Source organism: Aeromonas sp. 130281 (assembly GCF_056642115.1).
On the sequence record NZ_JBWVQS010000002.1, the window covers coordinates 566,453 to 591,454 of the forward strand.

Annotated in this window: 22 protein-coding genes; 5 read left to right on the forward strand and 17 right to left on the reverse strand. The window is 63.2% G+C overall.

What is annotated here, in order from left to right; translation table 11 throughout:
- Positions 1 to 10 precede the first annotated feature (10 nt).
- The 13 genes from purB to AC1IN8_RS09580 all read right to left on the reverse strand — a co-directional run bounded on the left by purB (position 11) and on the right by AC1IN8_RS09580 (position 12,460).
- Entirely contained in the window at positions 11 to 1,381 is a 1,371-nt protein-coding gene (purB, locus tag AC1IN8_RS09520) for an adenylosuccinate lyase (protein ID WP_139439357.1), read from the reverse strand.
- Between the two features lie 175 nt (positions 1,382 to 1,556).
- Positions 1,557 to 2,168 (reverse strand): high frequency lysogenization protein HflD, encoded by a 612-nt coding sequence (gene hflD, locus AC1IN8_RS09525; protein ID WP_139439358.1) that lies wholly within the window; start codon positions 2,166 to 2,168, stop codon positions 1,557 to 1,559.
- 23 nt (positions 2,169 to 2,191) lie between these two features.
- Positions 2,192 to 3,298: a tRNA 2-thiouridine(34) synthase MnmA gene (gene mnmA, locus AC1IN8_RS09530; protein ID WP_005328710.1), complete on the reverse strand. Its 1,107-nt coding sequence runs from the start codon at positions 3,296 to 3,298 to the stop codon at positions 2,192 to 2,194.
- Between the two features lie 157 nt (positions 3,299 to 3,455).
- Positions 3,456 to 3,923 (reverse strand): NUDIX hydrolase, encoded by a 468-nt coding sequence (locus tag AC1IN8_RS09535; RefSeq protein WP_265435422.1) that lies wholly within the window; start codon positions 3,921 to 3,923, stop codon positions 3,456 to 3,458.
- Positions 3,924 to 3,987: 64 nt separating this feature from the next.
- Positions 3,988 to 4,926 (reverse strand): 23S rRNA pseudouridine(2457) synthase RluE, encoded by a 939-nt coding sequence (gene rluE / locus AC1IN8_RS09540; RefSeq protein ID WP_479758718.1) that lies wholly within the window; start codon positions 4,924 to 4,926, stop codon positions 3,988 to 3,990.
- A gap of 96 nt (positions 4,927 to 5,022) precedes the next feature.
- The gene (locus AC1IN8_RS09545) at positions 5,023 to 5,790 is read right to left on the reverse strand and encodes a PTS sugar transporter subunit IIA (RefSeq protein ID WP_479758719.1); all 768 of its coding nucleotides are present in this window, start codon (positions 5,788 to 5,790) and stop codon (positions 5,023 to 5,025) included.
- A complete protein-coding gene (locus AC1IN8_RS09550; RefSeq protein ID WP_139439363.1) occupies positions 5,791 to 6,096 on the reverse strand; it encodes a PTS fructose transporter subunit IIB in 306 nt (101 codons plus the stop codon).
- 211 nt (positions 6,097 to 6,307) lie between these two features.
- Positions 6,308 to 7,714: a hexose-6-phosphate:phosphate antiporter gene (uhpT, locus tag AC1IN8_RS09555; RefSeq protein ID WP_429038709.1), complete on the reverse strand. Its 1,407-nt coding sequence runs from the start codon at positions 7,712 to 7,714 to the stop codon at positions 6,308 to 6,310.
- A gap of 461 nt (positions 7,715 to 8,175) precedes the next feature.
- Positions 8,176 to 10,083: a PTS fructose transporter subunit IIABC gene (locus AC1IN8_RS09560; RefSeq protein ID WP_479758720.1), complete on the reverse strand. Its 1,908-nt coding sequence runs from the start codon at positions 10,081 to 10,083 to the stop codon at positions 8,176 to 8,178.
- Between the two features lie 443 nt (positions 10,084 to 10,526).
- Entirely contained in the window at positions 10,527 to 10,985 is a 459-nt protein-coding gene (locus AC1IN8_RS09565) for a GNAT family N-acetyltransferase (RefSeq protein ID WP_479758721.1), read from the reverse strand.
- Positions 10,986 to 11,120: 135 nt separating this feature from the next.
- Complete coding sequence (locus AC1IN8_RS09570) at positions 11,121 to 11,570, reverse strand: GNAT family N-acetyltransferase (protein ID WP_479758722.1); 450 nt, start codon at positions 11,568 to 11,570, stop codon at positions 11,121 to 11,123.
- 55 nt (positions 11,571 to 11,625) lie between these two features.
- Positions 11,626 to 11,907: a hypothetical protein gene (locus AC1IN8_RS09575; protein ID WP_479758723.1), complete on the reverse strand. Its 282-nt coding sequence runs from the start codon at positions 11,905 to 11,907 to the stop codon at positions 11,626 to 11,628.
- Positions 11,908 to 12,040: 133 nt separating this feature from the next.
- Entirely contained in the window at positions 12,041 to 12,460 is a 420-nt protein-coding gene (locus AC1IN8_RS09580) for a MerR family transcriptional regulator (protein WP_247625873.1), read from the reverse strand.
- A 216-nt stretch (positions 12,461 to 12,676) separates the two neighbouring features.
- Between AC1IN8_RS09580 and AC1IN8_RS09585 the strand changes: the two genes are divergently transcribed.
- The gene (locus AC1IN8_RS09585) at positions 12,677 to 13,927 is read left to right on the forward strand and encodes an NADH:flavin oxidoreductase/NADH oxidase family protein (RefSeq protein WP_479758724.1); all 1,251 of its coding nucleotides are present in this window, start codon (positions 12,677 to 12,679) and stop codon (positions 13,925 to 13,927) included.
- 233 nt (positions 13,928 to 14,160) lie between these two features.
- Here AC1IN8_RS09585 and AC1IN8_RS09590 read toward each other — a convergent pair whose 3' ends face one another.
- Entirely contained in the window at positions 14,161 to 15,198 is a 1,038-nt protein-coding gene (locus tag AC1IN8_RS09590) for a Mal regulon transcriptional regulator MalI (protein WP_479758725.1), read from the reverse strand.
- Between the two features lie 281 nt (positions 15,199 to 15,479).
- On the opposite strand from AC1IN8_RS09590, the gene malX reads away from it, so the two are divergent.
- From malX to AC1IN8_RS09610, 4 genes are all read left to right on the forward strand, one after another.
- On the forward strand, positions 15,480 to 17,051 hold the full coding sequence (gene malX / locus AC1IN8_RS09595) for a maltose/glucose-specific PTS transporter subunit IIBC (RefSeq protein ID WP_479758726.1): 1,572 nt from the start codon (positions 15,480 to 15,482) through the stop codon (positions 17,049 to 17,051).
- Positions 17,052 to 17,137: 86 nt separating this feature from the next.
- Positions 17,138 to 18,334: a MalY/PatB family protein gene (locus AC1IN8_RS09600; RefSeq protein WP_479758727.1), complete on the forward strand. Its 1,197-nt coding sequence runs from the start codon at positions 17,138 to 17,140 to the stop codon at positions 18,332 to 18,334.
- A gap of 324 nt (positions 18,335 to 18,658) precedes the next feature.
- Positions 18,659 to 18,847: a hypothetical protein gene (locus tag AC1IN8_RS09605; protein WP_479758728.1), complete on the forward strand. Its 189-nt coding sequence runs from the start codon at positions 18,659 to 18,661 to the stop codon at positions 18,845 to 18,847.
- 277 nt (positions 18,848 to 19,124) lie between these two features.
- Positions 19,125 to 21,470, forward strand: a complete 2,346-nt coding sequence (locus AC1IN8_RS09610; RefSeq protein ID WP_479758729.1) for an Ig-like domain-containing protein — start codon at positions 19,125 to 19,127, stop codon at positions 21,468 to 21,470.
- 92 nt (positions 21,471 to 21,562) lie between these two features.
- Here AC1IN8_RS09610 and AC1IN8_RS09615 read toward each other — a convergent pair whose 3' ends face one another.
- The 3 genes from AC1IN8_RS09615 to AC1IN8_RS09625 form a co-directional block, all read right to left on the reverse strand.
- The gene (locus AC1IN8_RS09615; RefSeq protein WP_479758730.1) at positions 21,563 to 22,375 is read right to left on the reverse strand and encodes a hypothetical protein; all 813 of its coding nucleotides are present in this window, start codon (positions 22,373 to 22,375) and stop codon (positions 21,563 to 21,565) included.
- Positions 22,372 to 22,644 carry a hypothetical protein gene (locus AC1IN8_RS09620; RefSeq protein WP_454008890.1) on the reverse strand — a complete coding sequence of 91 codons (273 nt, stop codon included), beginning with the start codon at positions 22,642 to 22,644 and terminating at the stop codon, positions 22,372 to 22,374. The genes AC1IN8_RS09615 and AC1IN8_RS09620 overlap by 4 nt, the downstream gene beginning before the upstream one ends.
- A gap of 260 nt (positions 22,645 to 22,904) precedes the next feature.
- Positions 22,905 to 24,806 carry a PTS fructose transporter subunit EIIC gene (locus AC1IN8_RS09625; protein WP_479758731.1) on the reverse strand — a complete coding sequence of 634 codons (1,902 nt, stop codon included), beginning with the start codon at positions 24,804 to 24,806 and terminating at the stop codon, positions 22,905 to 22,907.
- Positions 24,807 to 25,002: the final 196 nt, after the last annotated feature.

Genomic DNA, 25,002 nt, shown 5'->3' on the forward strand with positions numbered 1-25,002 from the left:
GTTTGGCCGCTTACTTCAGCAGATCGACCAGACGCTGGGCCTGACCGAGGTAGTTGGCCGGAGTCAGCTTCTTCAGTTCGACCTTGACGGCCTCGGGCAGTTCCAGGGTATCGATGAAGGTGCGCATGCCTTCGGCATCCACGCGGCGGCCACGGGTCAGCTCCTTGAGCTTCTCGTAGGGCTTCTCGATGCCGTAGCGGCGCATCACTGTCTGGATGGGCTCGGCCAGCACTTCCCAGTTGGCGTCCAGATCGGCGGCCATGGCGTCCGCGTTCGCTTCCAGCTTGGAGATGCCCTTGAGGGTCGCCTGATAGGCAATCAGGGAGTAACCCACGGCCACCCCCAGGTTGCGCAGCACTGTGGAGTCGGTCAGATCACGCTGCCAGCGGGAGATGGGCAGCTTGGAGGCCAGGTGCTGGAATACGGCGTTGGCCAGACCCAGATTGCCTTCGGAGTTCTCGAAGTCGATGGGGTTGACCTTGTGCGGCATGGTGGAGGAGCCGATTTCGCCGGCCACGGTGCGCTGCTTGAAGTGACCCAGGGAGATGTAGCCCCACACGTCCCTGTCGAAGTCGATCAGGATGGTGTTGAAGCGGGCCATGGCGTCGAACAGCTCGGCGATGTAGTCGTGGGGCTCGATCTGGGTGGTGTAGGGGTTCCAGGAAAGGCCCAAGGAGGTCACGAACTCCTCGGAGAACTGGTGCCAGTCCACTTCAGGGTAAGCGCTCACGTGGGCGTTGTAGTTGCCCACGGCACCGTTGATCTTGCCGAGGATCTCCACCGCCATGATCTGCTTGTACTGGCGCTCCAGGCGATAGGCGACGTTGGCCATCTCCTTGCCCATGGTGCTCGGGGTCGCCGGCTGGCCGTGGGTGCGTGACAGCAGCGGCATGTCGCGGTACTCAACGGCCAGGCGCTTGAGCTCGGAAATCAGCTTCTCGCAATAGGGCTTGATGACCTCGTCGCGGGCGGTCTTCAGCATCAGGCCGTGGGAGTTGTTGTTGATGTCTTCAGAGGTGCAGGCGAAGTGGATGAATTCGCTGACGGCGGCGAGCTCCGGGTTCACTTCCACCTTCTCTTTCAGGAAGTACTCCACCGCTTTCACATCATGGTTGGTGGTGCGCTCGATCTGCTTGATGCGCGCGGCGTCCGCTTCGTTGAAGTTCAGGACTATGCCGTCCAGCACGGCATTGGCGGCCGCACTCAGGGCAGGGACTTCCGGGATCCCGGCGTGGCTGGCCAGTTTTTGCAACCAGCGCACCTCGACTTCGACGCGAAAACGCAGCAGACCGAATTCGGAGAAGATGGGACGCAGGGCATCGGCCTTGTCGCCATAACGACCGTCAATCGGGGAAACAGCAGTCAGCGCGGACAGCTCCATGGGGTGAACTCCTGATGATTGGTGTGGGGGATTCTCATCAACTCGCGCTCCTGTTACGAGACCGTTATCAAGGCTCATGTGCTGCTCGGCATCCTTATTTATCGACATAAACTCCGGTACCTGCGCTGCTCTTCACCTTGCTTCCGGCCTCTCACGACGGAGCTCGAGCCGATTCTTAGAAACGTTTGGCCAGTTCCACCATCTTCTTGCGAGCGAAGATGATCTGGGTACGGCTGCCGCCAAGCTGGCGCCACAGCACGCAGGCACGGATGCCTGCCAGCAGCAGGGCGCGCACCTTGTGCTGCACCAGGGGCTGCTGCAGGAACAGCGGGGTGCCCGCCACCTGGATGCGCGGCCCTATGGGGCTGATGAGATCGCTGTAGATGCTCGCCATGTTGGCCAGGATCTGCTCGTCGAGCAGATCGAAATGCTGTTGCTGGCGGCCGATCTGCCCGATCCGCTCCCCCAGCATGTTGAGAATGTCCTTGCGCTTGGCCAGCTTGCGCTCCAGCGCAATCAGGCTCACCACGTAGCGGGTCAGCTCGGCGTTCTTCTGGCTGCCGTCGGCCCCCAGCTGCTCCACCAGGGCGCGGTAACCGTCGCGGATGGCGAGGTGGCTGCCGAACACTTCCAGCGGCTGCTTGGGATTGGTCACCAGCACGCTTTGCAGGCTCTCGCGCAGGGAGGCCTCGTCACAGGTGCCGTCACGGGCTACCTTCTGCACCAGATAGGCCGCCTGGCAGATGCCAGCGAAAGCCATTGTTCTGTCTTGGAATTTGTCGCTCACGTCTGCTGCCTTCTGTTAAGGATTCAAACCGGATGGCTGAAACGCTGTTCTATGATGCCGCCGCCCAGGCAGACTTCCCCGTCGTAGAAGACGGCGGACTGGCCCGGGGTCACCGCAGCCTGTTTCTCGTCGAAGATGACCCTGATGGTCTCATCGTCGATGGGCTGGATGAGACAGGGGATGTCCTGCTGGCGGTAACGGGTCTTGACGGTGCAGCGAAGCGGCGCCCGGATCGGGGTGCGATCCACCCAGTGCAGCTGGCTCGCGATCAGGCCGTCGGAGTAGAGGCGGGGATGCTCCCCCTGCGCCACCACTAGCGTGTTGCGCTCCACCTCCTTGTCCACCACGTACCAGGCCTCTTCGGTCGCATCCTTCATGCCGCCGATGCCGAGCCCCTTGCGCTGGCCCAGGGTGTGGTACATCAGCCCCTGGTGCTCGCCGATGACCTTGCCATCCACGGTTTCGATGGGGCCGGGCTGGGCGGGCAGGAACTTGGCCAGGAAGTCCTTGAACTTGCGCTCGCCGATGAAGCAGATGCCGGTGGAGTCCTTCTTCTTGGCGGTGATGAGGTCGAGCTGCTCGGCGATGCGGCGCACCTCCGGCTTCTCCAGATCCCCGACCGGGAATAGGCTCTGACCCACCTGGGCTTCGCTCAGGGTGTAGAGGAAGTAGCTCTGATCCTTGTTGGTGTCCAGACCGCGCAGCAGGCGTGGGCGGCCCGTGCTGTCGTCACGGCGCACGTAGTGGCCGGTGGCGATGTAGGTGGCGCCCAGCTCTTCGGCGGCAAATTCCAGGAACGCCTTGAACTTGATCTCCTTGTTGCACAGGATGTCCGGGTTCGGCGTGCGCCCTGCCTTGTACTCTTCCAGGAAGTGCTCGAACACGTTGTCCCAGTACTCGGCGGCGAAGTTGATGGTGTGCAGCTTCATGCCCAGCTTGTCGCAGACGGCCTTGGCATCAGCCAAATCCTGGGAGGCGGAGCAGTACTCGTCCGTGTCGTCTTCTTCCCAGTTCTTCATGAACAAGCCTTCGACCTGATAACCCTGCTGCTGGAGCAGGTAGGCCGAGACGGAAGAATCCACGCCGCCGGACATGCCGACGATCACCTTGATTTGGCTGTTGTCTGTCATTAGTCGAAGTTACCAGTTCGTTTAAACGGGGCGTATTCTACCAGAGTTTTGCGCCCCCGGTCACATCTCCCTGCCGTCGTTCCCCTCTGGAGTTTGGCGGCGGGAAATCGTTTTTCCATCGTTTGCCAAGATGGGCAAAAAACGGCTTCAAATGGACTCAAATAAAGGCCTTGAGCGCCGACAGGGGCAGGCGGGTGCCGGCCAGGTAGTCCTGGATGCACTGCCACACCAGCGGGCTTCGCAGGGCGGGCTTGCACTCGGCTATCTCCGCCAGGGTGAGCCAGTGGCAGGCCAGCACATCGCCGTCGGGATCCTCTGGATGGTGCTGACCCGGCGCCTTTTCAAGGTCGAAGATGACGGCGGTGCGCACGAAGGTGGCCTCGCTGTCCGCCGGTTTGAACAGATAGACCCCGAGCCAGGCGCCGGGGGCTGCGGTCAGCCCCGTCTCCTCCTTGAGCTCGCGGCAGGCCGCCTCAATCAGGTTTTCCCCCGGCTCCACGTGGCCGGCGGGCTGGTTGAAGCGGCGCTGGCCCCTGATCTCCTCCTCCACCAGCAGGAAGCGACCCTGCCAGTGCACCAGGGCGGCCACGGTGAGGCGGGTGGGCAGCGGTGGGTGATCGCTCATAAGGACTCCTTGTCTCGTTGGCTGTGCCCCGGCGGGGGCGTTCGATGCAGATCCGCTGTCGCCATCATGCTGACGGCTTGGTGCGGGCCGGGCGGCGGGCGGTGCCGCGCCCGCTGTTGCGATTGCCCTGGCGCGGGTCTGCCTCGCGGTTGCCTCGCTCCTGGCGTGGTTCCTGGTGTTGTCGCCGGGGCTGGGGGCTGCGGGCCGCTCGGGGCTCGTTGCTGCCAGTGCCCTCGGGTTTGGTTGACGCCCGCGGCTTGCCGTGCGCTGGCGCTGATCGCGGTGCCTGCGCGAGCTCGGGGGCGGGCAGGGCGCGGCTCTCCCCCGGCGCCAGACCATCGAGGGTCCAGTCACCGATGGCGTAGCGGATGAGGCGCAATGTGGGGTGGCCGATATGGGCCGTCATGCGCCGCACCTGGCGGTTGCGACCCTCCACAATCTTGATCTCCAGCCAGCTGGTGGGGATCTCTTTACGCTCGCGAATGGGCGGGTTGCGTGGCCACAGATCGGGCTCGGCCATGATGCGCGCGCCGGCGGGCAGGGTCATGCCGTCGTTGAGCTCAACCCCGGCGCGCAGGGCGGCCAGTGCCGCCTCGCTCGGCACGCCTTCCACCTGCACCCAGTAGGTCTTGGGGGTCTTCTCCCCCGGCTGGGTGAGGCGCGCCTGCAGCTTGCCGTCGTTGGTGAGCAGCAAGAGCCCCTCGCTGTCTCTGTCCAGCCGGCCCGCGGCATAGATGCCGGGCTCCCTGATGTAATCCTTGAGGGTCTCGCGCCCCGCCTCGTCGGTGAACTGGCAGAGCACCATGTAGGGCTTGTTCAGCAGCAAGAGCCGGCGATCTGCCGGTGCCACCTCTGGTTTTTGCCCCGCCACTCTGGCGTCGCCCGCCTGCCTAGTACCGGCCCGCGAGCGTGCAAGGCCGGGCTTGTGGGCTTCATCCTGTGCGGGACGGCCAGCGGCGCTGGGGCGGCCGGAAAGGGAGAGGCGGGGACGGGCAGGTTTCATCGCGTGCATACCAAAAACAGGGGATGCCGGAGTGTATCACGGCGGCGCTCGCCATGGGGCATCGGGGATGCGCGCACCCGGGCAGCCCGGTGCCTCTCAGCCGAGCAGGCTGTCGATGACGATGGCCTGGCGGGCGGGGGCCGAGCTTGCGTGCAAGAGCGCCGTGCTGACCACCTCGTCCATCAGGGCGCGAGCCAGCCGGGTGAGGGGCCGCAGCTGCTCGGGGGCCAGAGCGGCCGGAATGGCCAGCAATATGATGGTCTGCACAGGCCCGAGCGCCGATCCCCAGGGGAGGGGGTCATCGCAGCTAAGCAGCGAGAGGCTTGGCCTGGCGATGGCGGGGCAGATCACATGGGGCATGGCGAGGCCCGGCCTGATGATGGTGGCGGCGAGTCGCTCCCGATCCGCGATGGCCTGCTCCAGCGCGGCTCTGTCGCGCACCCGCTCCCCCGGCAGCAGATCCACCAGGATCTGCAACGCCAGCGCCTTGTCGAGGGGCGCCGAGCTGTGGCCGAGCTGGGCGAGGGAAAAACCGTAGTCGGGCAGGGCGGCGGCCAGCCGCTGCTCGGCCCGGGCCGAGGTGGCGGGGCGCCCCAGCGGCTGGCCCAGCTCCACGCACCAGCAGGTGAAGGCCATGTGGGCGAGCTCGGCATCCAGCCCTTCGATCAGCAACTGACAGAGATCCCCGGGCTGGGTGGCCAGGGTGAGCAGGGCGAGCTGGCTGGTCGCCTCTGCCCGCTGGCGACGGCTGATGTTGATGAAGAGGATCTGGGACTTGAACAGTCCGGCCAGTCGACAGAGCTGCTTGGCCTGGGTGATGGTCAAGCCCTGGTGGCAGCAGAAGGTGAGCTCGCGGCGGAGCATTCAGGCGCCTGGGGTGGCGGCTTTGAGCACGGCGGCGGCGTCCAGCAGCACGGACTCCAGGGATACCTGGCGCACATTGCAGCCGAGGAAGCGCTCCTTCTGCTCGATCTCGATGTCGGAGGCGATCAGCACCAGATCCGCGCAGGCGATCTCCCGGGCTGTCAGCACGTTCTCCAGCCCCATGGCGCCCTGGGTCTCCACCTTGATCTTGAGTCCCAGCTTGTCGGCGGCTTTTTGCAGCGCCTCGGCGGCCATGTAGGTGTGGGCTATGCCGGTGGGGCAGGCGGTGACGGCGAGGATCTTCATGGGCTCTCGAAGCAAATTGAGGTGGGGCAACAAGATAGCGCCAAGGGGCGGCTTTTGCCAAAGGTGCGGGGTGAAAGTGGGATCTTGGCGGCGCTCTGGTGCCGCTTTGCGCAAGGTGTGGCCCCGTTTGAGTGTGGGGCTGTGCGGATAAAAAACGGCCCGCCAGAGGGCGAGCCGAATGCATATCAGGAGATAAAGCGGATGGCGGCTATCAGGCGGACTGGGTAGCCAGCTCGGCGGCGCGCAGTTCCCGTTTGATGCGGCGGATCTTGCGCTCCTCTGCCACGGCGACGCAGGCCATCAGCACCAGACAGGCGGCGGCGGCCATGTCCAGCGCCGCGAAGGTGCCGGTCCAGCCGGTCAGGCCGAAGATGGGGGTGCCGTCGGCTATCATGCCCAGACCCAGCTTGGCGAAGCTGTCACCGATGAGGTAGGCGAAGGTGCCCTTGACGCCATCGGCCACGCTGATCCCCTGCTTGGGGACGAAGCCCACGGCGGCCACGCCGATCAGCAGCTGCGGACCAAACACCAGGAAGCCCAGCAGGAACAGGGAGCCCAGGAACATGAACTGGGTGGTGGCATGCTGGTAGAGCCCCAGGGTGGCGATGATGAGTGCCAGTGCCACGCAGGCCACCAGACCACGACGGCCGTTCGCCAGATCCGAGAGGTAGCCCCACATCAGGGTGCCGACCAGGGCGCCCACTTCGAAGAAGGTAAAGCCCTGGATGGCGACTTCCTTGGAGAAGCCGAGCTCCTGGTGGGCGTAGACGGTGGACCACTGGTCGATGCCGATTCGCACCACGTAGAGGAAGATGTTGGCAAAGCAGAGCAGCCAGATCACCTTGTTCATCAGCACGTACTTCACGAAGATCTGCCACTTGGTCAGCTTTTGCTCCTCGGTGGCGATGTCCTCTTCGCTGGCCACTTCGTCAAACAGCTCCTCCACCTTGCCCAGACCATAGGCCTCCGGCGAGTCGCTGCCAAAACGCAGGCCGATAAAGCCGACCATCAGCGCAATCATGGAGGGGAAGATGAACATGCCGAGCACGTTGCCATCGAACAGGTAGTTGGCACCGAACAGCGCCACACCGGCCGCACCGGCGCCGCCCACGTTGTGGGAGAGGTTCCACATGCCGAGGTAGGTGCCGCGCTTGTTGCGGGGGGTCCACTTGGTGATGGTGGAGTAGCTGCAGGAGCCACCACAGCTCTGGAAGAAGCCGCTCAGGGCATAGAAGAAGATCATGAAGTAGAGGCTAAAGCCCGTGCCCCCCATGCTGGCACTGAAGCCCAGCATGCAGAGGGCGGAGAGGATCAGCATCAGCGGCAGGAACTGCTTGGTGTTCTTGCCGTCGGCATAGTAGGAGACGACCGTCTTGCCCACCCCATAGGTGATGGAGAAGCCAAGGCCTATCATGCCGAGCTCGGTCATGGAGAGACCGTACTCCTGGATCATGTCGTTCTGGGCGATGTTGAAGTTCTTGCGGATCAGATACATGGTCAGATAGCCAATGAATACAACCAGATAAGATTGCATGAATGGCTTGAACCAGAGCTTGCGCCGGGCTTCGACCGGCAGGTCCAGGGTGGGGATCCGGACCTGTTCGAGCAGTTTAAACATCTTCGTTCATCCTCTGCGAGATAGACGCTATTCCCGCCGCGTTCCTCATTTGTGTATTGAACTCGTTCAATCTGTTATGGGAGGTCACGCCACGGGAAGGGCGACAGGAAGAGGGCGAACTGCAGAGCGCTCCCCTGTCGATTGAACCCATGCCCGGCCCTGGCGCCTGCGCTGGGGTCGGGTAACTACATCAGGTAGGTCGACTGTAAAGAGGCGGGATGGGGATGGCGTGAGAGCCATCCCTAGGGGACTTAAGAAAATTTCCTAGTTTGGCGGCTTGTGGTCGTGAAGCGTGAAGGGGATCACAGAGTCGGCTCACTGGCCTGCACACCCCGGGTGGCGCGACGCCGCAGGGGGGGGAGCCATCAGGCTCGCAAACCGGCGGCAAGGGGGGGCGCAAAAACAAGCAGGCCACCCGGGGGTGGCCTGCTGTCATCTCAAGTGCGTGGGGTCAACAAGGGTCAGGCGGCCTTGGCCAGCGCCACCTGGTCGGTTTTCTTCACCCGCAGCTTTTTCAGGGCAACTGCCACCACGCCGGTGACGATGGCGCCGCAGATCATGCAGAGCAGGGCCAGCAGCGGCTTGTTGACGGCGCCGAGCAGGGCCACGATGGGGCCACCGTGGGCCACGCTGTTGGTGATGCCAAACAGGAAGGCCATCACGGCGGCTGTCATGCTGCCCAGCACGTTGGCGGGGATGACGGCGAGCGGGTCCCGGGCGGCGAACGGAATCGCCCCCTCGGAGATCCCCACCAGGCCCATGGCACCGGCAGCCTTGCCCGCCTCGATTTCGGAGGCATCGAAGATGCCGAGCTTGCGACCGAGCACGGTGGCCAGCGACATGCCAAGGGGCGCCGCCGGGATGGCGCAGGCCATGGCCCCCATGAACTGGGTCTGGCCGGAGGCAATCATGCCCACGGAGAACAGGAAGGCCACCTTGTTGACCGGGCCGCCCATGTCAAAGCCGGCCATGCCGCCCAGCACTATGCCCAGCAGCACCAGGCTGCCGCCGCTCATGGAGAGCAGCATGGCGTTGAGGCCCGTCATCATGTCGGCGATGGGGGCGCCGATGATGAAGATGAAGACGGCGGCGATAAAGAGCGACCCGACGATGGGGGCGATCAGGATAGGCACCAGCGGCTGCACCATCTTGTGGTAGTGGCGGGTCGCAATCCAGCGCACCAGATAGCCGACCAAGAGGCCCGCTATGATGGCACCGATGAAGCCGGTCCCGGCGTCGGCGCCGTAGAAGCTGCCGTTGTTGGCGATCCAGCCGCCAATAAAGCCCGGCGCCAGGGCGGGGCGATCACCGATGGCGTAGGCGATATAGCCCGCCAGTATGGGGATCATCAGGGTGAAGGCTGCGACGCCCACGTTGAGGATCTGGTTCCACATGCTCCCTGCCGGGATCTGCATGCCGCTCGGGGTCGGGTCACCGCCGATGGCGAGCGCCAGGGCGATCAAGAGGCCCCCGGTCACCACGAAGGGGATCATGTGGGAGACGCCGTTCATCAGATAGCGGTAGAGATCGGAACTGCCGCCCGCGCTCTTCTCCTCGCTCTTGCGCTCATCCTTGTCCGCCACATAGGCGGGGGCCTTGAGCGCCTGCTCGATGAGGCCCTTGCCATCCTTGATGGGCGCCTTCACGCCGGTCTTGATGAGCGGCTTGCCGTTGAAGCGGGTCATGTCCACCTGCTTGTCGCAGGCCACCACGATGGCGCTGGCGCGGGCTATCTCGGCTGCCGTAGGGCTGTTCTTGACGCCGATGGAGCCGTTGGTCTCGACCTTCACCTCAAAGCCCAACTCCTTGGCGGCGCGCTCCAGGGATTCCGCCGCCAGATAGGTGTGGGCTATGCCGGCCGGGCAGCCGGTGACGCCTATGATGAAGCCCTTGTCGGCGGCCGGTGCGGCTACCGTCTCTTCTTTCTTCTCGAGCAAGAGCGCCAGCGCCTCGGTAGGCGTCTTGGCGGCCAGCAGGGCGTCGATAAAGCCCTCTTCAATCAGCTTGGCGGAGAGCTCGGCCAGCACCTCGATATGGTGGTTGGCGCCACCGGCCGGGGAGGCAATCATGAAGAACAGCCGGGAGGGCTTGCCATCCTCGGCGCCGTAATCGATGCCGGCGCGGCTGATGCCGATGGCCACCGCCGGGGTGCTCACCGCCGCACTCTTGGCGTGGGGCAGGGCGACGCCCTCCTCGAAGCCGGTATTGTCCAGCTCTTCCCGGGCCCACAAGTCCTTGATGAACTGCTGCTCGTCGCTGACCTTGCCTTGGGCGACCAGCAATCGGGTCATCTCGGCGAAGACCTCCTCCTTGCCCGTGGCCTTTAAATCGAGCGCGATCAGCTGCTCGTTGATAAGGGTGGTGATCATGGCGTTCTCCCCGCTCCCTTGATGGAGCCTGTTGGCATGCCGTGCACACGGCATGCAGACAAAATTGACACGACTATTATCGCGCCGGGTCGCACGCCACCCTATCGGACAAATGTGCGAATGACTGGATTTTTGTGCGGAAAGATCCCGAGTGTGAGCCGGATCCCAAAGCGAGGCGTTGAATAGAGAACATCAAGCTTGCATTTTTTAATAAATAAAATCATGCAGTTATTTAATTGTTTGTTGCAGCTACATCGCTGTGGCCCTACCAGTCTGGACGGGAGAGAGAAGCATTATCTGTAAATTTGTGAGATGAAAGGAGTCTGCAGGCTGTGAGCCAGCGCACATAAATGACGGCCATCAGGGGAGGATAGGGGAGATCAAGCTGGAGAAAAGTCGTGAGCCATCGGGTGGCTGCCATGTGGATGGTGGCTGAGAGTGGATTAAAAGTAGGTAGGCGGTTCGCCGACATAGCGTGGCCGCCTATGGGAGAAATACATGCAATCACCCCCCGGAATGCACCTATACCCCAGCCTCTCGTAGAAGTGATGGTCGATATCTGCATGGAGGAAGGTGGCGACGACATCGGGATTATCCAGCAGCATGCCTGTCACCCCACGCAGCAGATGGGCGCCAAATCCTTGCCCCCTCATCGCAGGTGTCGTTACCAGTGAACCTATGCCAAAACAGCCCTGGCCAAGGCCAAACCGGTCCCGATAGACGATAAGGGAAGAGACAGGCTGATTGTCCACAATCAGGACATACCACACACCGGAGCGGTATTTTTGACTGGCGTGGCAGCTCGCCAGATATTCAGTCGGTGACAGTCCTTCGCCCCAAGCATCAAAGCCCATCCAGAAGATGGCATTCAGTTCATCTGGGCTGGCTTTTCTTGTCTGCATCCTGCATTCATCCCTTTACCTGTGTCATGGCGATCGATATGGCTCTCGTTGTTTTCGATGAGATGTGGCGACGCTGAATTGATCCCCCCACCATTTATCCCCAGGGCGCTACAGGCTGCTGAGGGTAGGGATAGCCTAGCCCAGTTCAAGGTAGAGTCGCAGCATATCCTTGTGCTGGATGCCGTGCTCCATCAGGGGCTCCGGGTAGTGGATAAGGAAGTGATCCTTTACGACGGCATCGACACGAAAGCCGTGGCGCTGGTAGTAGGTGAGCTGGTGGCCGAAGCTGCCGGTACCGAGCTCGACGCGGCTTACTCCTTTCCCGGCCAGGTTGGTCAGTACGAAGTGCAGCAGGCCGGAGCCGATGCCTTGCTGCTGGCGATTGGGGGCAACGGCGATATTGAAGATCTCGGCCGTTTGCTCCCCCACTAGACCGGCCACACAGGCGCCCACCACCTCGTTGCCCGCCAGGGCGGCAAGGCCCCAGGCGCCGGGCAGATAGGTGGCGATGCGCTGCTCTGCGGGATCGGCCTCCAGCAGCAGTGCCAGCGGCAGTTGGTCGGGGTCTATCTCGACAAACTTCATCTTTATTTCTCTTTTATCTCGATCTGACTGTCCGGGGCGCGCCGCCCTCTGGGCCTCAATACTCCAGAAATTTCTCCCCGCAGCGCTCGCAGATCAGGTGCTTTACATGGGTGGCCTGATAGGCCAGGGTCGAGCCGAATGCCCAGTTGGTGATGCTGCTGGAAGTAAAGGCTTGCCAGAAGGCCTTGCGCGGATCCTTGGGCACGATGTCCTGAGTGTGATCGCGAGGGACCAGCACCACTATATGGCGGGTGTGCTCAGCGCATTTGTCGCAGCGATGGATTTCGCTCTGCGTCTGCTGTTCACACTGTTTTTGCTGTTCACGCTGGGCTGTCATGATGAGCACTCTCCTGCTGATGGCGCGCCCATCATAATCTTCTCCACTTGGCTCTCATCCCCCCATATGGTGTGGCTCCATTGAGGGAGGAGCCCCTTTTCTGTGTGGTGGCATGAGGGCATGGCGATGTCGATCAGGGCTGTTTGGGGGATGTGATGCCCATGCTGGCCAGTACCCGGGCGGCGTTCTCCTCGCACGGCATCTCGTCGGGTTTGGACTCCACCAGCCGGATCAGGGTCTGCAACTGCTGCTTGCTGTGGGCAAGCCTTGCCTCCAGCGCTTCGATATCGCTCACCTTGGCCTTGAGTGCCGCCAGCAGCGGGGCCTGTTGCCAGGTGCCGATATCCGCCGGTACCAGCTGCTTGATCTCGTCGAGGGAGAAGCCCGCCTGCTGGGCCTGGCCGATGATGGTCAGCAGCTGCACCGTTTCGGGCGGGTAGTCGCGATAGCCGTTGGCACCCCGCCGCACCTTGCTGAGCAGGCCCCTGGCTTCATAGAAGCGGATGGCCGAGGCCGCCATGCCGGTCTGTCTGGCCAGTTCACCTATCTTCATCTTGCCTCCTGGGCTGCGGGTTGGCGGATCCGCCCGCCGAAGGGCGGGATCAGGGAGGATTCTAGGGTTAAAGCCCGCTTGAATGTCAACGGCCCCGAGCAAGGAAGGGGAGAGTGGACAGCGTTTCCCCCATCGCAACGGCATCCCGACAAAGGGGCTTGACCTTCAAGTCAGCTTCAAACTTATGGTGGAGCCCTCACTACCGAGGAGATCGCCATGAACCCCTTTACTCCCCTGACCCTGCCCAATGGCAGCCAGCTTATCAACCGCCTCGCCAAGGCGGCCATGGAAGAGAACATGGCCGACCGTGACCATGCCCCCTCAGAGGCACTGATCCGCCTCTATCGCACCTGGGCAGAGGGCGGCACCGGCCTCATCATCACCGGCAATGTGATGGTGGACGGCCACGCCATGACGGGAGCAGGGGGCGTGGTGCTCGATTCAACTGAGCTATCCCCACAGCTGGCAGAGCGTTTCAGTGCCTGGGCCGAGGCGGCCAAGAGCGGGGGCGCCCAGATCTGGATGCAGATCAACCACCCCGGCCGCCAGATGCCGGCGGCGCTGGGGCAACCCACCCTGGCACCTTCCGCCGTGCCCATGGCGCTCGGCAGTTTCTCCAGGCAGTTCGCCCCGCCCAGGGCCATGAGCGAGGCCGACATTGCCGAGGTGAAGGCGCGCTTCATCAACACGGCGCGGCTGGCACAGCGTGTCGGTTTTGACGGGGTGCAGATCCACGCCGCCCACGGTTATCTGTTGAGCCAGTTCCTCTCGCCGCTCACCAACCTGCGCCGCGATCGTTGGGGCGGCAGCCTTGAGAATCGTGCCCGCCTGCTGCTGGAGATAGTGCAGGGGATACGTGAGCAGGTGGGGGAGCGCTTCTCACTGTCGGTCAAGCTCAACTCCGCCGACTTTCAGCGTGGCGGATTCAGCACCGAGGATGCCAGGGCTGTGGTCGAGATGCTCAACCTCCTCGGGGTGGATCTGGTGGAGCTCTCCGGCGGCAGTTACGAGGCGCCCGCCATGCACGGCCAGGCCCGGGATGGCCGCACCCTGGCGCGGGAAGCCTATTTTCTGACATTCGCCGAAGAGATAGTGAGCGCCGCCCGCATGCCCGTGATGGTGACCGGGGGGATCCGCCGTTATCCGGTGGTGGAGCAGGTGCTCTGCAGCGGAGTGGCGGTCGTCGGCATGGCCACCGCGCTTGCCGTAGCACCGGATCTGCCCGCCAGATGGCGCCGGGAGCAGGCGGCAAGCGCCGAGCTGAGCCCCATCCCCTGGCGCAACAAGGTGCTGGCCTCGGTGGGCTACATGGCGATGGTGAAATACCAGCTGCGGCGGCTGGGCCGCGGCCAGCCGAGCCGCCCCAAGGTCGCACCCGCCCTGGCGCTGGCCTGCCAGCAGTGGCAGACCCTGCGTGGCAACGCCCGCTATCGGCGCTGGATCAAGGGGCAGGATGGCGGCTACTGAGCCTGCCAGCCAGGTCAACTCAGGCCGACTCCCGCTTCTGCGGTTTGCTGGTGAGCGGTGATGATATGGCGGTTGGGGGCAAGTTCGGGCTGTTGCAGACGGGCCAGCCTTGCCAACTCAGGCCGACTCCCGCTTCTGCAGTTTGCTGGTGAGCGGTGATGATATGGCGGTTGGGGGCAAGTTCGGGCTGCTGCAGGCGGGCCAGCCGTGCCAGGCGGGCCAGCCATGCCAGCTCAGGCCGACTCCCGCTTCTGCAGAGTGGGGGTGATGATATGACGGTTGGGGGCGAGCTCGGGTTGCTGCATCCGGGTCAGCAGTCGTCTTGCCGCCTGACGGCCGATTTCGCGCGCCGGTGAGCTGACGAAGGTGAGGGCGGGGGTGGTGAGTTCGGCCTCCGCCACGTCGTCAAAGCCGAGCAGGGCCACCTGCTGGCCGATGTAGTTGTCCTTGCCCACGCTGCGCCCGCTTGCCTCCACCCCGTAGATGCCGCCGAGGGCGACTTCGGGGTAGTGGCAGAGGATGGCGGTCACCTTGGGGTGCTGGTGCAGCAGCTGGGCTATGGTATCCGCCGCGCTGCGCTGGGTGCGCTCGCACTCCAGTACCCACTCGGGTTTGAACGGCAACCCGTATTGCAGCAGGCTGGCGCAGTAACCGCCGATGCGCTCGGCGCGGGTGAGGGAGTCGGCCCGCCCACCGACATAGGCGATATGGCGATGGCCTTGCTCGATAAGGTAGGTAGCGGCCTGCTGGGCGGCGTGGGTGTTGTCGGGGCCGATAAAGTCCACGTCGTCGCGATAGTAGGAGCGGGCGGCACATACCACGGGCAGCGCCGAGTCGAGCAGGGTTTCCAGCGTCTTGGCCGCCGCGCCGCGCACCGGATTGAAGATGATGCCCGCCACCCCCTGGCGCGACAGGGACTGGATGCTCTGCTGCAGCCGCTCAGGGCTATGGCCGCACTGGGTCAGAAACAGCAGATAACCCTGCTGCTCCAGCACTTCGCTCACCCCGGCGGTCACCTCGGTATAGAAGGGATCCGTGATGTCTCGCAGGATCAGCCCCACCAGGTTGGAGTGCTGGCTGCGCAGGTTGGCGGCGGCGCTGTTGGGCACGTAGTCGAGCTCCCTGATCGCCTGCTGCACCCGCTCGGCGGTGGCCGGCGAGATGCGCCCCTTGCCCCTCAGCACCATGGATACGGTAGTGACCGAGACCCCCGCCAGCTGGGCCACATCGGTGATCTTGGCATTCTTGGATGGCAGCGGTTTGAGCGACATAGGCGAGGGCATGGGACGATAAGGAGAGTCGAGAGGCACAGCATACCCGCACCAGGAGGGGAGTAAAACGTTACAGCACGCAGGGAGGGATCTGCCTCACAGATCTGGCGATAGCGGTATTTATGGCGGTGAAATTGTGATCTTGTCGCGGATTTCGAGTTGGTAAATCGTTTTATCATTCACAAAACCTGATGCGATCCCTCTTCCTCCATCCAGCACCTCTGGCGGACAGGAGAAGGGGAGGCACAGGATCTGACCTTCACTTCACAAGGATTAGACAGATGGCCAAGTCCCCCGCCAAATCCACGATCTGGGAGTTCCTGCAGAGCCTCGGCAAGACCTTTATGCTGCCGGTCGCCCTGCTGGCCTTCTCGGGCATTCTGCTCGGTGTCGGCAGCTCCCTCACCAGCGATGCGGTCAAGCAGAGCATGCCCTTCCTCGACAACACAGTGCTGCAACTGCTGTTCCTCTGGATGACCAAGGTGGGGCTGGTGGCCTTTATCTACCTGCCGGTGATGTTTGCGGTGGCGATCCCGCTCGGCCTCGCCCGTGAAGAGAAGGGGGTGGCGGCCTTTGCCGGTTTCGTCGGCTATGCGGCGCTTAACCTCTCCATCAACTTCTACCTCACCGTGGTGAACGTCATCGGCGACGCGGCGGCGGAGAAGGCCTACGGGGTGAAATCCATCCTCGGCATCAGCTCCATCGACACAGGGATCCTGGGGGCCATCATAGTCGGGGTCATCGTCGCGAGGCTCCACGCCCGCTTCTACACCTACAAGATGCCCGATGCCCTGGCCTTCTTCGGCGGCGCTCGCTTCGTGCCCATCATCACCGCCATCGTGCTGGGGGTGGTCGGCCTGGTGGTGCCCCTGGTCTGGCCCTGGTTTGCCGCCGGCATCAACGGCATTGGCGCCGTCATCTCCCACGCCGGTCCCTTCGGCCCCTTCCTGTTCGGTACCGGTGAACGGCTGCTATTGCCCCTTGGCCTGCACCATATCCTGGTGGCGCTCATTCGCTTCACCGAAGCGGGCGGCACCCAGCTGGTCTGTGGCAACGAGGTGAGCGGGGCGCTCAATATCTTCTACGCCGAGCTCTCCTGCGCCGATACCACCCAGTTCTCGGTGTCGGCCACCTCCTTCCTCTCTCAGGGCAAGATGCCGGCCTTCCTCGGCGGCCTGCCGGGGGCGGCGCTCGCCATGTATCACTGTGCCCGTCCGGAGAATCGCGGCAAAATCAAGGCGCTGCTGGTCTCCGGCGTGGTGGCCTGCGTCATCGGTGGCATCACCGAGCCGCTGGAGTTCCTGTTCCTGTTCGTTGCGCCCGTGCTCTACGTCATTCACGCCATCCTGACCGGGCTGGGCTTTATGACCATGGGGCTGCTCGGCGTCACCATAGGCAACACCGACGGCAACCTCATCGATTTCCTGGTGTTCGGCGTGCTGCAGGGCACCGCCACCAAGTGGTATCTGGTGCCGGTGGCTGCCGCCATCTGGTTTGCCATCTACTACGGGGTGTTCCGCTTCGCCATCGTGCGCTTCAACCTGAAAACACCCGGCCGTGAGATCGAAACCAGCGAGGCAGCCCAGCCCGCGGGCAAGAAGGCAGGCAACAGCGGCTACAACGGCGAGGTGATCCTCAATGCCCTGGGTGGGGCCGACAATATCCTGGTGCTCGATAATTGCATCACCCGCCTGCGGATGTCGGTGCAGGACATGAGCCGGGTCGATGACAAGGTCTTGAAGGCGAACGGCGCCATCGGGGTGATCAAGCTCGACGAGCACAACCTGCAGGTGGTGATTGGGCCCCAGGTCCATCTGGTGAAAAACCAGCTGCAGAGCCTGATGGGGGCCTGAACCGGCCAATAAGATCCGAACGGGGGGCGCAAGCCCCCTTATTTGCCTCTCCCAATATGTCTCCTGTTTATGGAGGGAGAAACTTCATGCACGATATTTATGACTTCGACCGCGTGGTCGACCGCCACGGCACCTACTGCACCCAGTGGGACTATGTGGCCGACCGCTTCGGCCATGCCGACCTGCTCCCCTTTACCATCTCCGACATGGATTTCGAGACAGCCCCCTGCATACGCCAGACCCTGGCAACCCGGCTAGAACACGGGGTATTTGGCTACAGCCGCTGGAATCACGGCGACTTCAAGGGGGCGGTGAGCGACTGGTTTGCCTGCCGCTACGGGGCGAGCCTCGACCCCGAGACCCTGGTCTATGGCCCCTCGGTCATCTATGTGATTGCCCAGATGGTGAGCCTCTGGTCGGCGCCGGGGGAAGGGGTGCTGGTGCATACCCCCGCCTACGATGCCTTCGGCAATATGCTGGCCGCCAACGACAGGGTGCTGCTGCCCTGCCCGCTAATAAAGGCGCAGGGGAGCTACCAGATCGACTGGCAGTGTTTCGAGCAGCAAGCGGCCCGCCCCGATTGCCGTATTTTGCTGCTCTGCAGCCCCCACAACCCTACCGGCCGGGTCTGGACGCGGGATGAACTGGGCCGGATGGCCGCCATCTGCCAGCGCCACGGGGTCAAGGTCATCTCGGACGACATCCATATGGATATAAGCTTTACCCGCTACCTGCCCTGGAGCGAGGTAGCGCCGGACGATAGTTGGGCGCTGGTGAGCTCGGGCTCTAAATCCTTCAATATTCCGGCCCTAGGCGGCGCCTACGCCTTTATTGCCAACGGCGAGGCGAGAGCCGCCTATCTGCAGCGGCTCAAGGCGGCCCATGGTCTCTCATCGCCGCCCATTCTCGGTGTGCTGGCCCATATCAGCGCCTATCGGGACGGCGGCGCCTGGCTCGATGTCCTGAAAAGCTATCTGCACGGCAACCTCGCCCAGGTGGCGGCGCGGCTCAACGGCGCCTTCCCCGCCATCGACTATCGGGTGCCCGAGGGAACCTATCTCGCCTGGATTGACTTGAGCGGCCTTGGCATCGACACCACCGAACGGATGGATGCGCTGCAAGCCTTGCTGGTGGAGAAATACCGGGTCGCCATCATGCGCGGCGACACCTATGGGCCTGAAGGCAGAAGTTATCTTCGCCTCAACGTTGGCTGCCCGCGATCCAAGGTCGATCAGGGCCTGGACGCCCTGATAAGGGCGCTGCAGGAGCTGCTTGCCGGATAGAGAATCGCCGCCCTTGGGCGGCGTTGTTATTTCCAGGCGGCCATTTCAGGCCGGTAGCGGGTCTCTGCTATCTGAACGATGCGCAGGATCTGAGTGCCGCCCCTTGAGGTGACAGGCGCCGTGGGATGCGTTGCAGCCGATCTGGATATGGGTTCATCTCCCAGCAGCCTGGAGACAGGCTATGGGCCTCGGTAGTGAGCCAGCGGCTCGGCAGGGCTCAATATTCGAAAAACGTCTCGCCGCCGCTTGCAGATATCGCAGGGATGGATTTCGCCCTGCGCCCGCTGTTCCCTCTGTGGCTGCGGCTCCTGTCGGACTGTCACCATGAGCCCTCTCCTGCTGATGCTCAACCAGCCCGAGCTGCCCGATGAGGGGAGCGGCTTCGTCTGCCTGGAGCCCCAGAGTCACGCCGCTAATGCCCACCAGATGGCCGGTCATCCCGGCTTGCGCCTGCTCAGCCGAGGGGATCGCATGAGCCTTGGTATGACCCTCAGCCTGCGCCCGGCGTCATGACTCAGGGTTGGCAATGACAGGGGCCCGAAAGGGCCTCACTCATTGGCACCTAGCGGGGTTCGGCGGCGGATAAAGGGCGGTTTGTCAGGGACTTGGGGGCGGGTTGCCAGGTTTCATCGCGGTTTTCTTAACCCAGGCTGTCTGCGCCGTGGCTTTCGGTGGACGGCAAAATGCCCCGTTGCTCTACTCCCCGTCTGGTTCAAACAGCCGCAGCGACAGGCGGCCCCGGCGCACGCCGAGTGCGCCGGCAAGGGAGTGATTTGGGGAGGAGTGGGTAATGGCAGTGGGCAAGTGGTTGGTAGCAGGATTGGCAGCGCTGGCGCTGCTGGGGTGTGGCAGTGATGACGAGGAGGGCTCAACGGGGGAGGGCCCCTCCCTCGCTTCGTTGCGGATGAGTCCGGAAGAGATCAGGGTCCCCGTCGGCGTCGAGCAGCAGTTCCAGGTGCAGGCGACCTGGGATGATGGCGCCGTGCAGGACGTGACCGGGCATCCCGACCTTGTCTGGAGCAGCAGCGACACCGCCGTGGTCAGGGTGGATGAGCAGGGCCTCGCCATGGGGATCGGCCCGGGCACGGCCACCCTGACCAGCGCGGGCACAGTCAACGGGGAGTCTCATAGCGCCACCGCCAGGGTGGAGGTGATCGATGCCTATGTGACAGAGTTGCAACTGACCCCGGTCACGGCCAGGGTGCCGGTGGGATTGAACCAGCCCTTCGTGGCCATCGCCACCTTCTCCGACGGCCAGTCGCGAGACGTGACCAATGCCTCGGCCCTGCAGTGGCGCAGCAGTGACGAGGGCAGCGCCCTGGTCAGCAACGACGCCGGCAGCAAGGGCCTTGCCACCGGGGTGGCGGTCGGGGAGCCGAACATCGAGGCCAGCGGCACCCTCAACGGCGCGTCCTTCCAGGCATCGGCCCCGCTGGCGGTGACGGATGCCGTGATCACCGGGCTGGATATCCATGCTCCCCAGGATCCGCTGCCCATGGGATTGAGTGCGCAGCTGCACGCCTTCGCCACCCTGTCCGATGACAGCGATCCCATAGAGGTGACCGAGCATGACGCCTTGACCTGGCACAGCAGCGATCCGGCGGTGGCGAGCATCAGCGAGACCGGGCTGGTCACCGGGCTGACGCCGGGGAGTGCCACCATAGGGGTGAGCGGCATGATCAACGGGGTCTCCCTCGAGGCGACCGAGCCGCTCAGGGTGAGCTCGGCCGCCATCATCGGACTCGAGGTGCAGTCCATGGGGGGCGCCATTGCGGCTGGCCTGCAAACACAGTTTGTCGCTGCGGCCAATCTCACCGATGGCACCTCGTTCGATGTCACCGACAACGACCTCATCCAGTGGCAAAGCAATCAACCCGGGATAGCGAGCGTCAGCAACCAGGCGGGGAGCAAGGGGCTGGTGACGGGCCAGACGGCGGGGACTGCCGCCATCATGGCGAGCGGCACCCTGGACGGCACCACCTTTACCGCCTCGGCCCCGGTGGCCGTCTCATCCGCCGTGGTGACCAATCTGGAGCTGACGCCGGCGGATGCCTCTGTCACTGTGGGGGGCAGGGTGCAATTTCAGGCCATGGCGACCCTCTCCGATGGCAGCAACCAGGAGGTGACGGACGACGACAGCATCCTCTGGTCTTCCGATGCGCCCGCCGTCGCGCTCATCAGCAATGCCTCTGGCAGCCGGGGGGAGGCGAGCGGCCTGAGCGAGGGGGTGGCACTCATCACCGCCAGCCTGGGGGGCGTCACCAGCACGTCTGCCCGGCTGACCGTGATGCCAACGGCCCCCGAGGCTCCCATCCTCATCGAGCCGCGGCAAAACCAGCTGGCCTCGCTGCAACTGAGCCCGGAGGCCTTTGCATTCTGGAATGCGACCTCCATCAACTCCCCCGAGGGGCAGGCGGCGCTGAAAGATCTGACCGGACAGGTCTACAACCAGTTCAGCGATGCCTTCGACTTCATCACAGTGGTGATGAACAACGACGATGTCCCAGCGGGCATGCCCACCGGCGAATATGCCCACGTCAGAAACGATGTGGCGGGCATAGGCCTTGGCATGTTTGATGAAACGGCGGCGTTTCACTCGGACGGCAAGCTGCAGGGGGTCTTCTTCCTCTACAAGAAGAAGTACCTGTCGACCTCGACCTATGGCCCCATCCTGCATGAGATGGCCCATCGCTGGGCGAACTGGGTGGTGCCACCGGCTACCGGACACTGGGCTCCCTGGCTCGGCATCGTCGGCCAGTTGAACAACGTGAGTGCCAACTACGCCGACATCGAACTCTACCTGATGGGGTTGATGGACGCCTCCGAGATGACGGATCCCGCCAGTCTCGATGCCTATGCCCTGATCCCGGTCGACCAGAAGCCCAGGGTGCCGAGTGCGGCCACCTCGCAGAAGGCGTTTCGTACCCTGCTGCTGATCCTGTCGGATCGGCCGCTCAATGCCACCGAGATCCAGAACTACAACAACGGGGCTACCCTGCTGACCCGGACAGACAACCCGTCCCAGCAAGGCACCAACTTCCACAAGATGACCCGAGGTAGAGGCACCCTGACGGTGAACGCTCTGGATACCCTGGTCAAGCCGACCCCCTTGATCCGGCTGCGTGACAGGCGATAGTGCCCCATCCCGACCGGCGAGCCGGCCGATAGCGGCCGCCCATCACGATGTTATCCGGCGCCCCCTGGCGCCGGATTTTTTATGGGGGTGGGTCAAGGGTGAGCGGGCGTCTCGGGTGGCTTGGTTTCGTTCTGAGGAGGAGGTTCAGGCCGGTAGCGGGTCTGCTCAATCTGATCGTGCCGCAGCAGCAGGGTATCCCCCTCCATGAGGCGATAGGCGCAGTAGGTGCCGTTGCAGGCGATGCGGATATGGGGTTTATTCCCCAGCAGGGGTGACTGGCTATGGGCTTCGGTTATCGGCCAACTGCCCTGTTCGAGGCGGGTGATTTGAGACTGTGCCTTGTCTATTCCCTGTATAAAGAACGCAATCGCGCCCATGACAGGCAGCAGTACTGCTAGAAGCAAAAAGGCGAACTTGTAGTAATTGTTCCCGAACCAGATAAATGCCCGGAAAAGGAGAGGCGCTGGGTAACGTCTGATCTTGTTTGCTCGTTTAATAAGCCAGCGATTTAGCCATGATTTTTGCCATAGCCACGTTAGGCGGATTCTCCAGCGCGGGCAGGCTAACAGTGTGATAGTTACTAAAAAGATCGTAAACATGCTACCTAACACCGGCCACATCCATGGTCTGAGTGTCTGGAGGGTGCTGATTAATCCAAAGGCCAGAATGTAGTCCGCTGGTGGAGAAAATTCGGCATAGTCGAGATCAAACGCCATGGTATAGCCATAGTGATAAGCCATTCCCAATAGATAAGTTGCGGCTGTAAGGGCTGGAATGGCAGTCATGACCAAGCCTACAAAGCGCCAAGTTGTTCCTTTCTCTTCGCTTTCCGGTTCGCAGGATCGCAACGCTTTTACATGTTGGCGAAGCCAACGCCAGCGGGTCGTAAATATTTGCTCATTCATGGGAGTCTTTTACATCCTGCAGTTGTGCATATCGGCAAGCTGTAGGCCATGTAGGGGATGCAGCGGGGCTCCTCGGTGCGAAACAAAATCTTGCCGCAGCAGCGAGCTTCCAGTTCACCGTCTGTGGTGCGCTCGGGGTGGGTACTCAGGTACTCGGCGCGGGTAGGCAGCCGTTGCCAGTCGGGATGGGCATACCGCCTGTCCCAGAAACGCACGGCATAAAGCGTCACCCCCATGGCGAGCAGGCCAAACAGTAAGAACAGGTCCATGCAAGGGCTCCGGATGGGGGAAGGATGGCGTCAGTATGTTAGCGGCCCGGCAAGGGGGGCTGCCATCCCCACTTGGGTCGGTATCAGGCAGCCAGGCAGGCTGCCGACCTGGTGCCGATATGACCGCTTCAGGTTAGGCTCTGCGGCTGTCCGGCCATATCGGCGGTACTTGAAGGGAACCCGCTTCGCTAGAGGGGGGATGCTGACATGCAAAAAGGGGCCTCGGGGCCCCTTATGTTCAGCACGCAAACCCGGCCTCGTCAGGCGACCTTGCTGCTGCCGGCCAGGGTGCGGGCCAGCAATCCATCTGGATTGTGGATAGCATCCTTCGTTTTGACATCGATTATTTCGATACTATTGAAGCGCTCCCGGTGCTTGATGGCCACGTCATGGGCCAGGATGACGCAGCGGGCGTTGGCCACGTCCTTGGGGGTGATGCGGTTGATGATGCCGTTGGCGCCTTGTGTCTCTACCTTGAGCTTGATGCCCGCCTTGGCGGCCGCCTTCTGCAGGCTCTTGGCGGCCAGGAAGGTGTGGGCCACGCCGGAGGGGCAGGCGGTGATGGCGAGCACCTCTGCCTCACCTTCCGCTTCGATGACCTCATAGCCGCCATCCGGGGTGGTGACCTCTTCCTCGTCGGTCACCGGTTTTTTCAGCAGGTTGACGACAAGGGCCGTGGTCAGGGCGCCGAGCACTGTGCCGATGATATAGCCCATCTTGCCCTCCACCACAGGCAGCACTATCCAGCCACCCCAGGGGGCGTGGTTGATGCTGTGCATCATGAAGCCGGTGATGTTGCCGACGATGCCGCCCGCGACTATGGCCGGGATGACGCGCACCGGGTCGGCGGCGGCAAAGGGAATGGCCCCCTCGCTGATGCCGATCATGCCCATGATGGCGGCCGCCTTGCCCGCTTCGCGCTCCTCCTTCTTGTAACGCTTGGGGGAGAGCAGGGTCGCCAGCGCCATGCCGAGGGGCGGCACGCAGATGGCGATGCCGACGCCGCCCATCAGCCAGGGCTGGGTGTTGACCTGGGTCTGGGCGAACAGGGTCGCTACCTTGTTGACCGGGCCGCCCATGTCGAAGGCGGTCATGCCGCCGAGGATGGCCCCCAGCATCACCTTGCCGGAGCCCGCCATGCTGGAGAGCCAGTGGTTCATCCCCTCCATCATGGCGGCGATGGGCGCCCCTATCACCCACATGACGATGCCGCACACCAGGAAGGTGCCGATCAGCGGATAGATGAAGATGGAGCCGAGCGAACTCATGGAGTCCGGTAGCTTGATGCGCTTGAGCTGATTGACGATGAGGCCGGCGATAAAGCCCACCAGGATGGCGCCGAGAAAGCCGGTGTGGAACTGCTGCACCGCAATCCAGGAGCCGATCATGCCGGGGGCCAGGCCTGGCTTGTCCGCCATGGAGTAGGCGATGTAGCCGCCAAGCACGGCGGTAAACAGGGTGAGCCCGGCGATGCCCATGTCGGCCATGTCCTTTAGCGCGCCCGCCTCGGGCACGGCGCCCTTGCCGCTCATCATCACCGAGAGCGACAGCAAGACGCCCCCCGCGACGATGAAGGGGATCATGTGGGAGGTACCGAACAGCAGGTGCTGCTTGAGGGTGTTGAGCTGGCCCTTGAGGCTGCGATCCCGGGGCTCGGGGGCGCTGGGTTGCGGCGCCCTGGTCTGGGCTGGCTGGTTGCCGGCCGCACTGGCGGGAGCCCGGGCTGCCAGCAGCTTGAGCACCTCGGCCTTGCTGGTGGCCGCTTGCACCTGCGGAATGAAGCCCGGCTCCAGCAGCTTGGTGGAGAGCTCGGCCAGTACCTCGATATGGTGGTTGGCGCCCCCCGCCGGGGAGGCAATCATGAAGAAGAGTCTGGAGGGCTGTCCATCTTCGGCGCCGTAGTCTATCCCCTGGCGGCTGATGCCGATGACGATGGCGGGCTGCAGCACCGCCTCGCTCTTGGCGTGGGGCAGGGCGACCCCCTGTTCAAACCCTGTGTTGTCGAGGTTTTCCCGCGCCCAGAGGTCGCGCACGAACTGATCCTGACTGGCTATCTTGCCGCAGGCCTTGAGCCGGGCGGCCAGCTCCACAAAGAGCCCCTGTTTGTCGTTGGCCGCTATGTCGAGGCAGATCAATCCTTCGTCTATCAAGGAGGTGAGCATAGGTGTCTCCTGGCTCCTTCTTGGAGCCGTTGCGATGGGTAACAATTGACCCGTCTATTGTTTCGCCCCTGCCCCCGGGTAGAAATCGGATATATGTGCCCTTTACTGGATTTTTGTGTCAGTGACCCCGTCCTGTGACCCCGCTCGCATTTTGATGCCGGCTTGCAGGCTCGCTTGCCTATTTTTTATTTTCTTT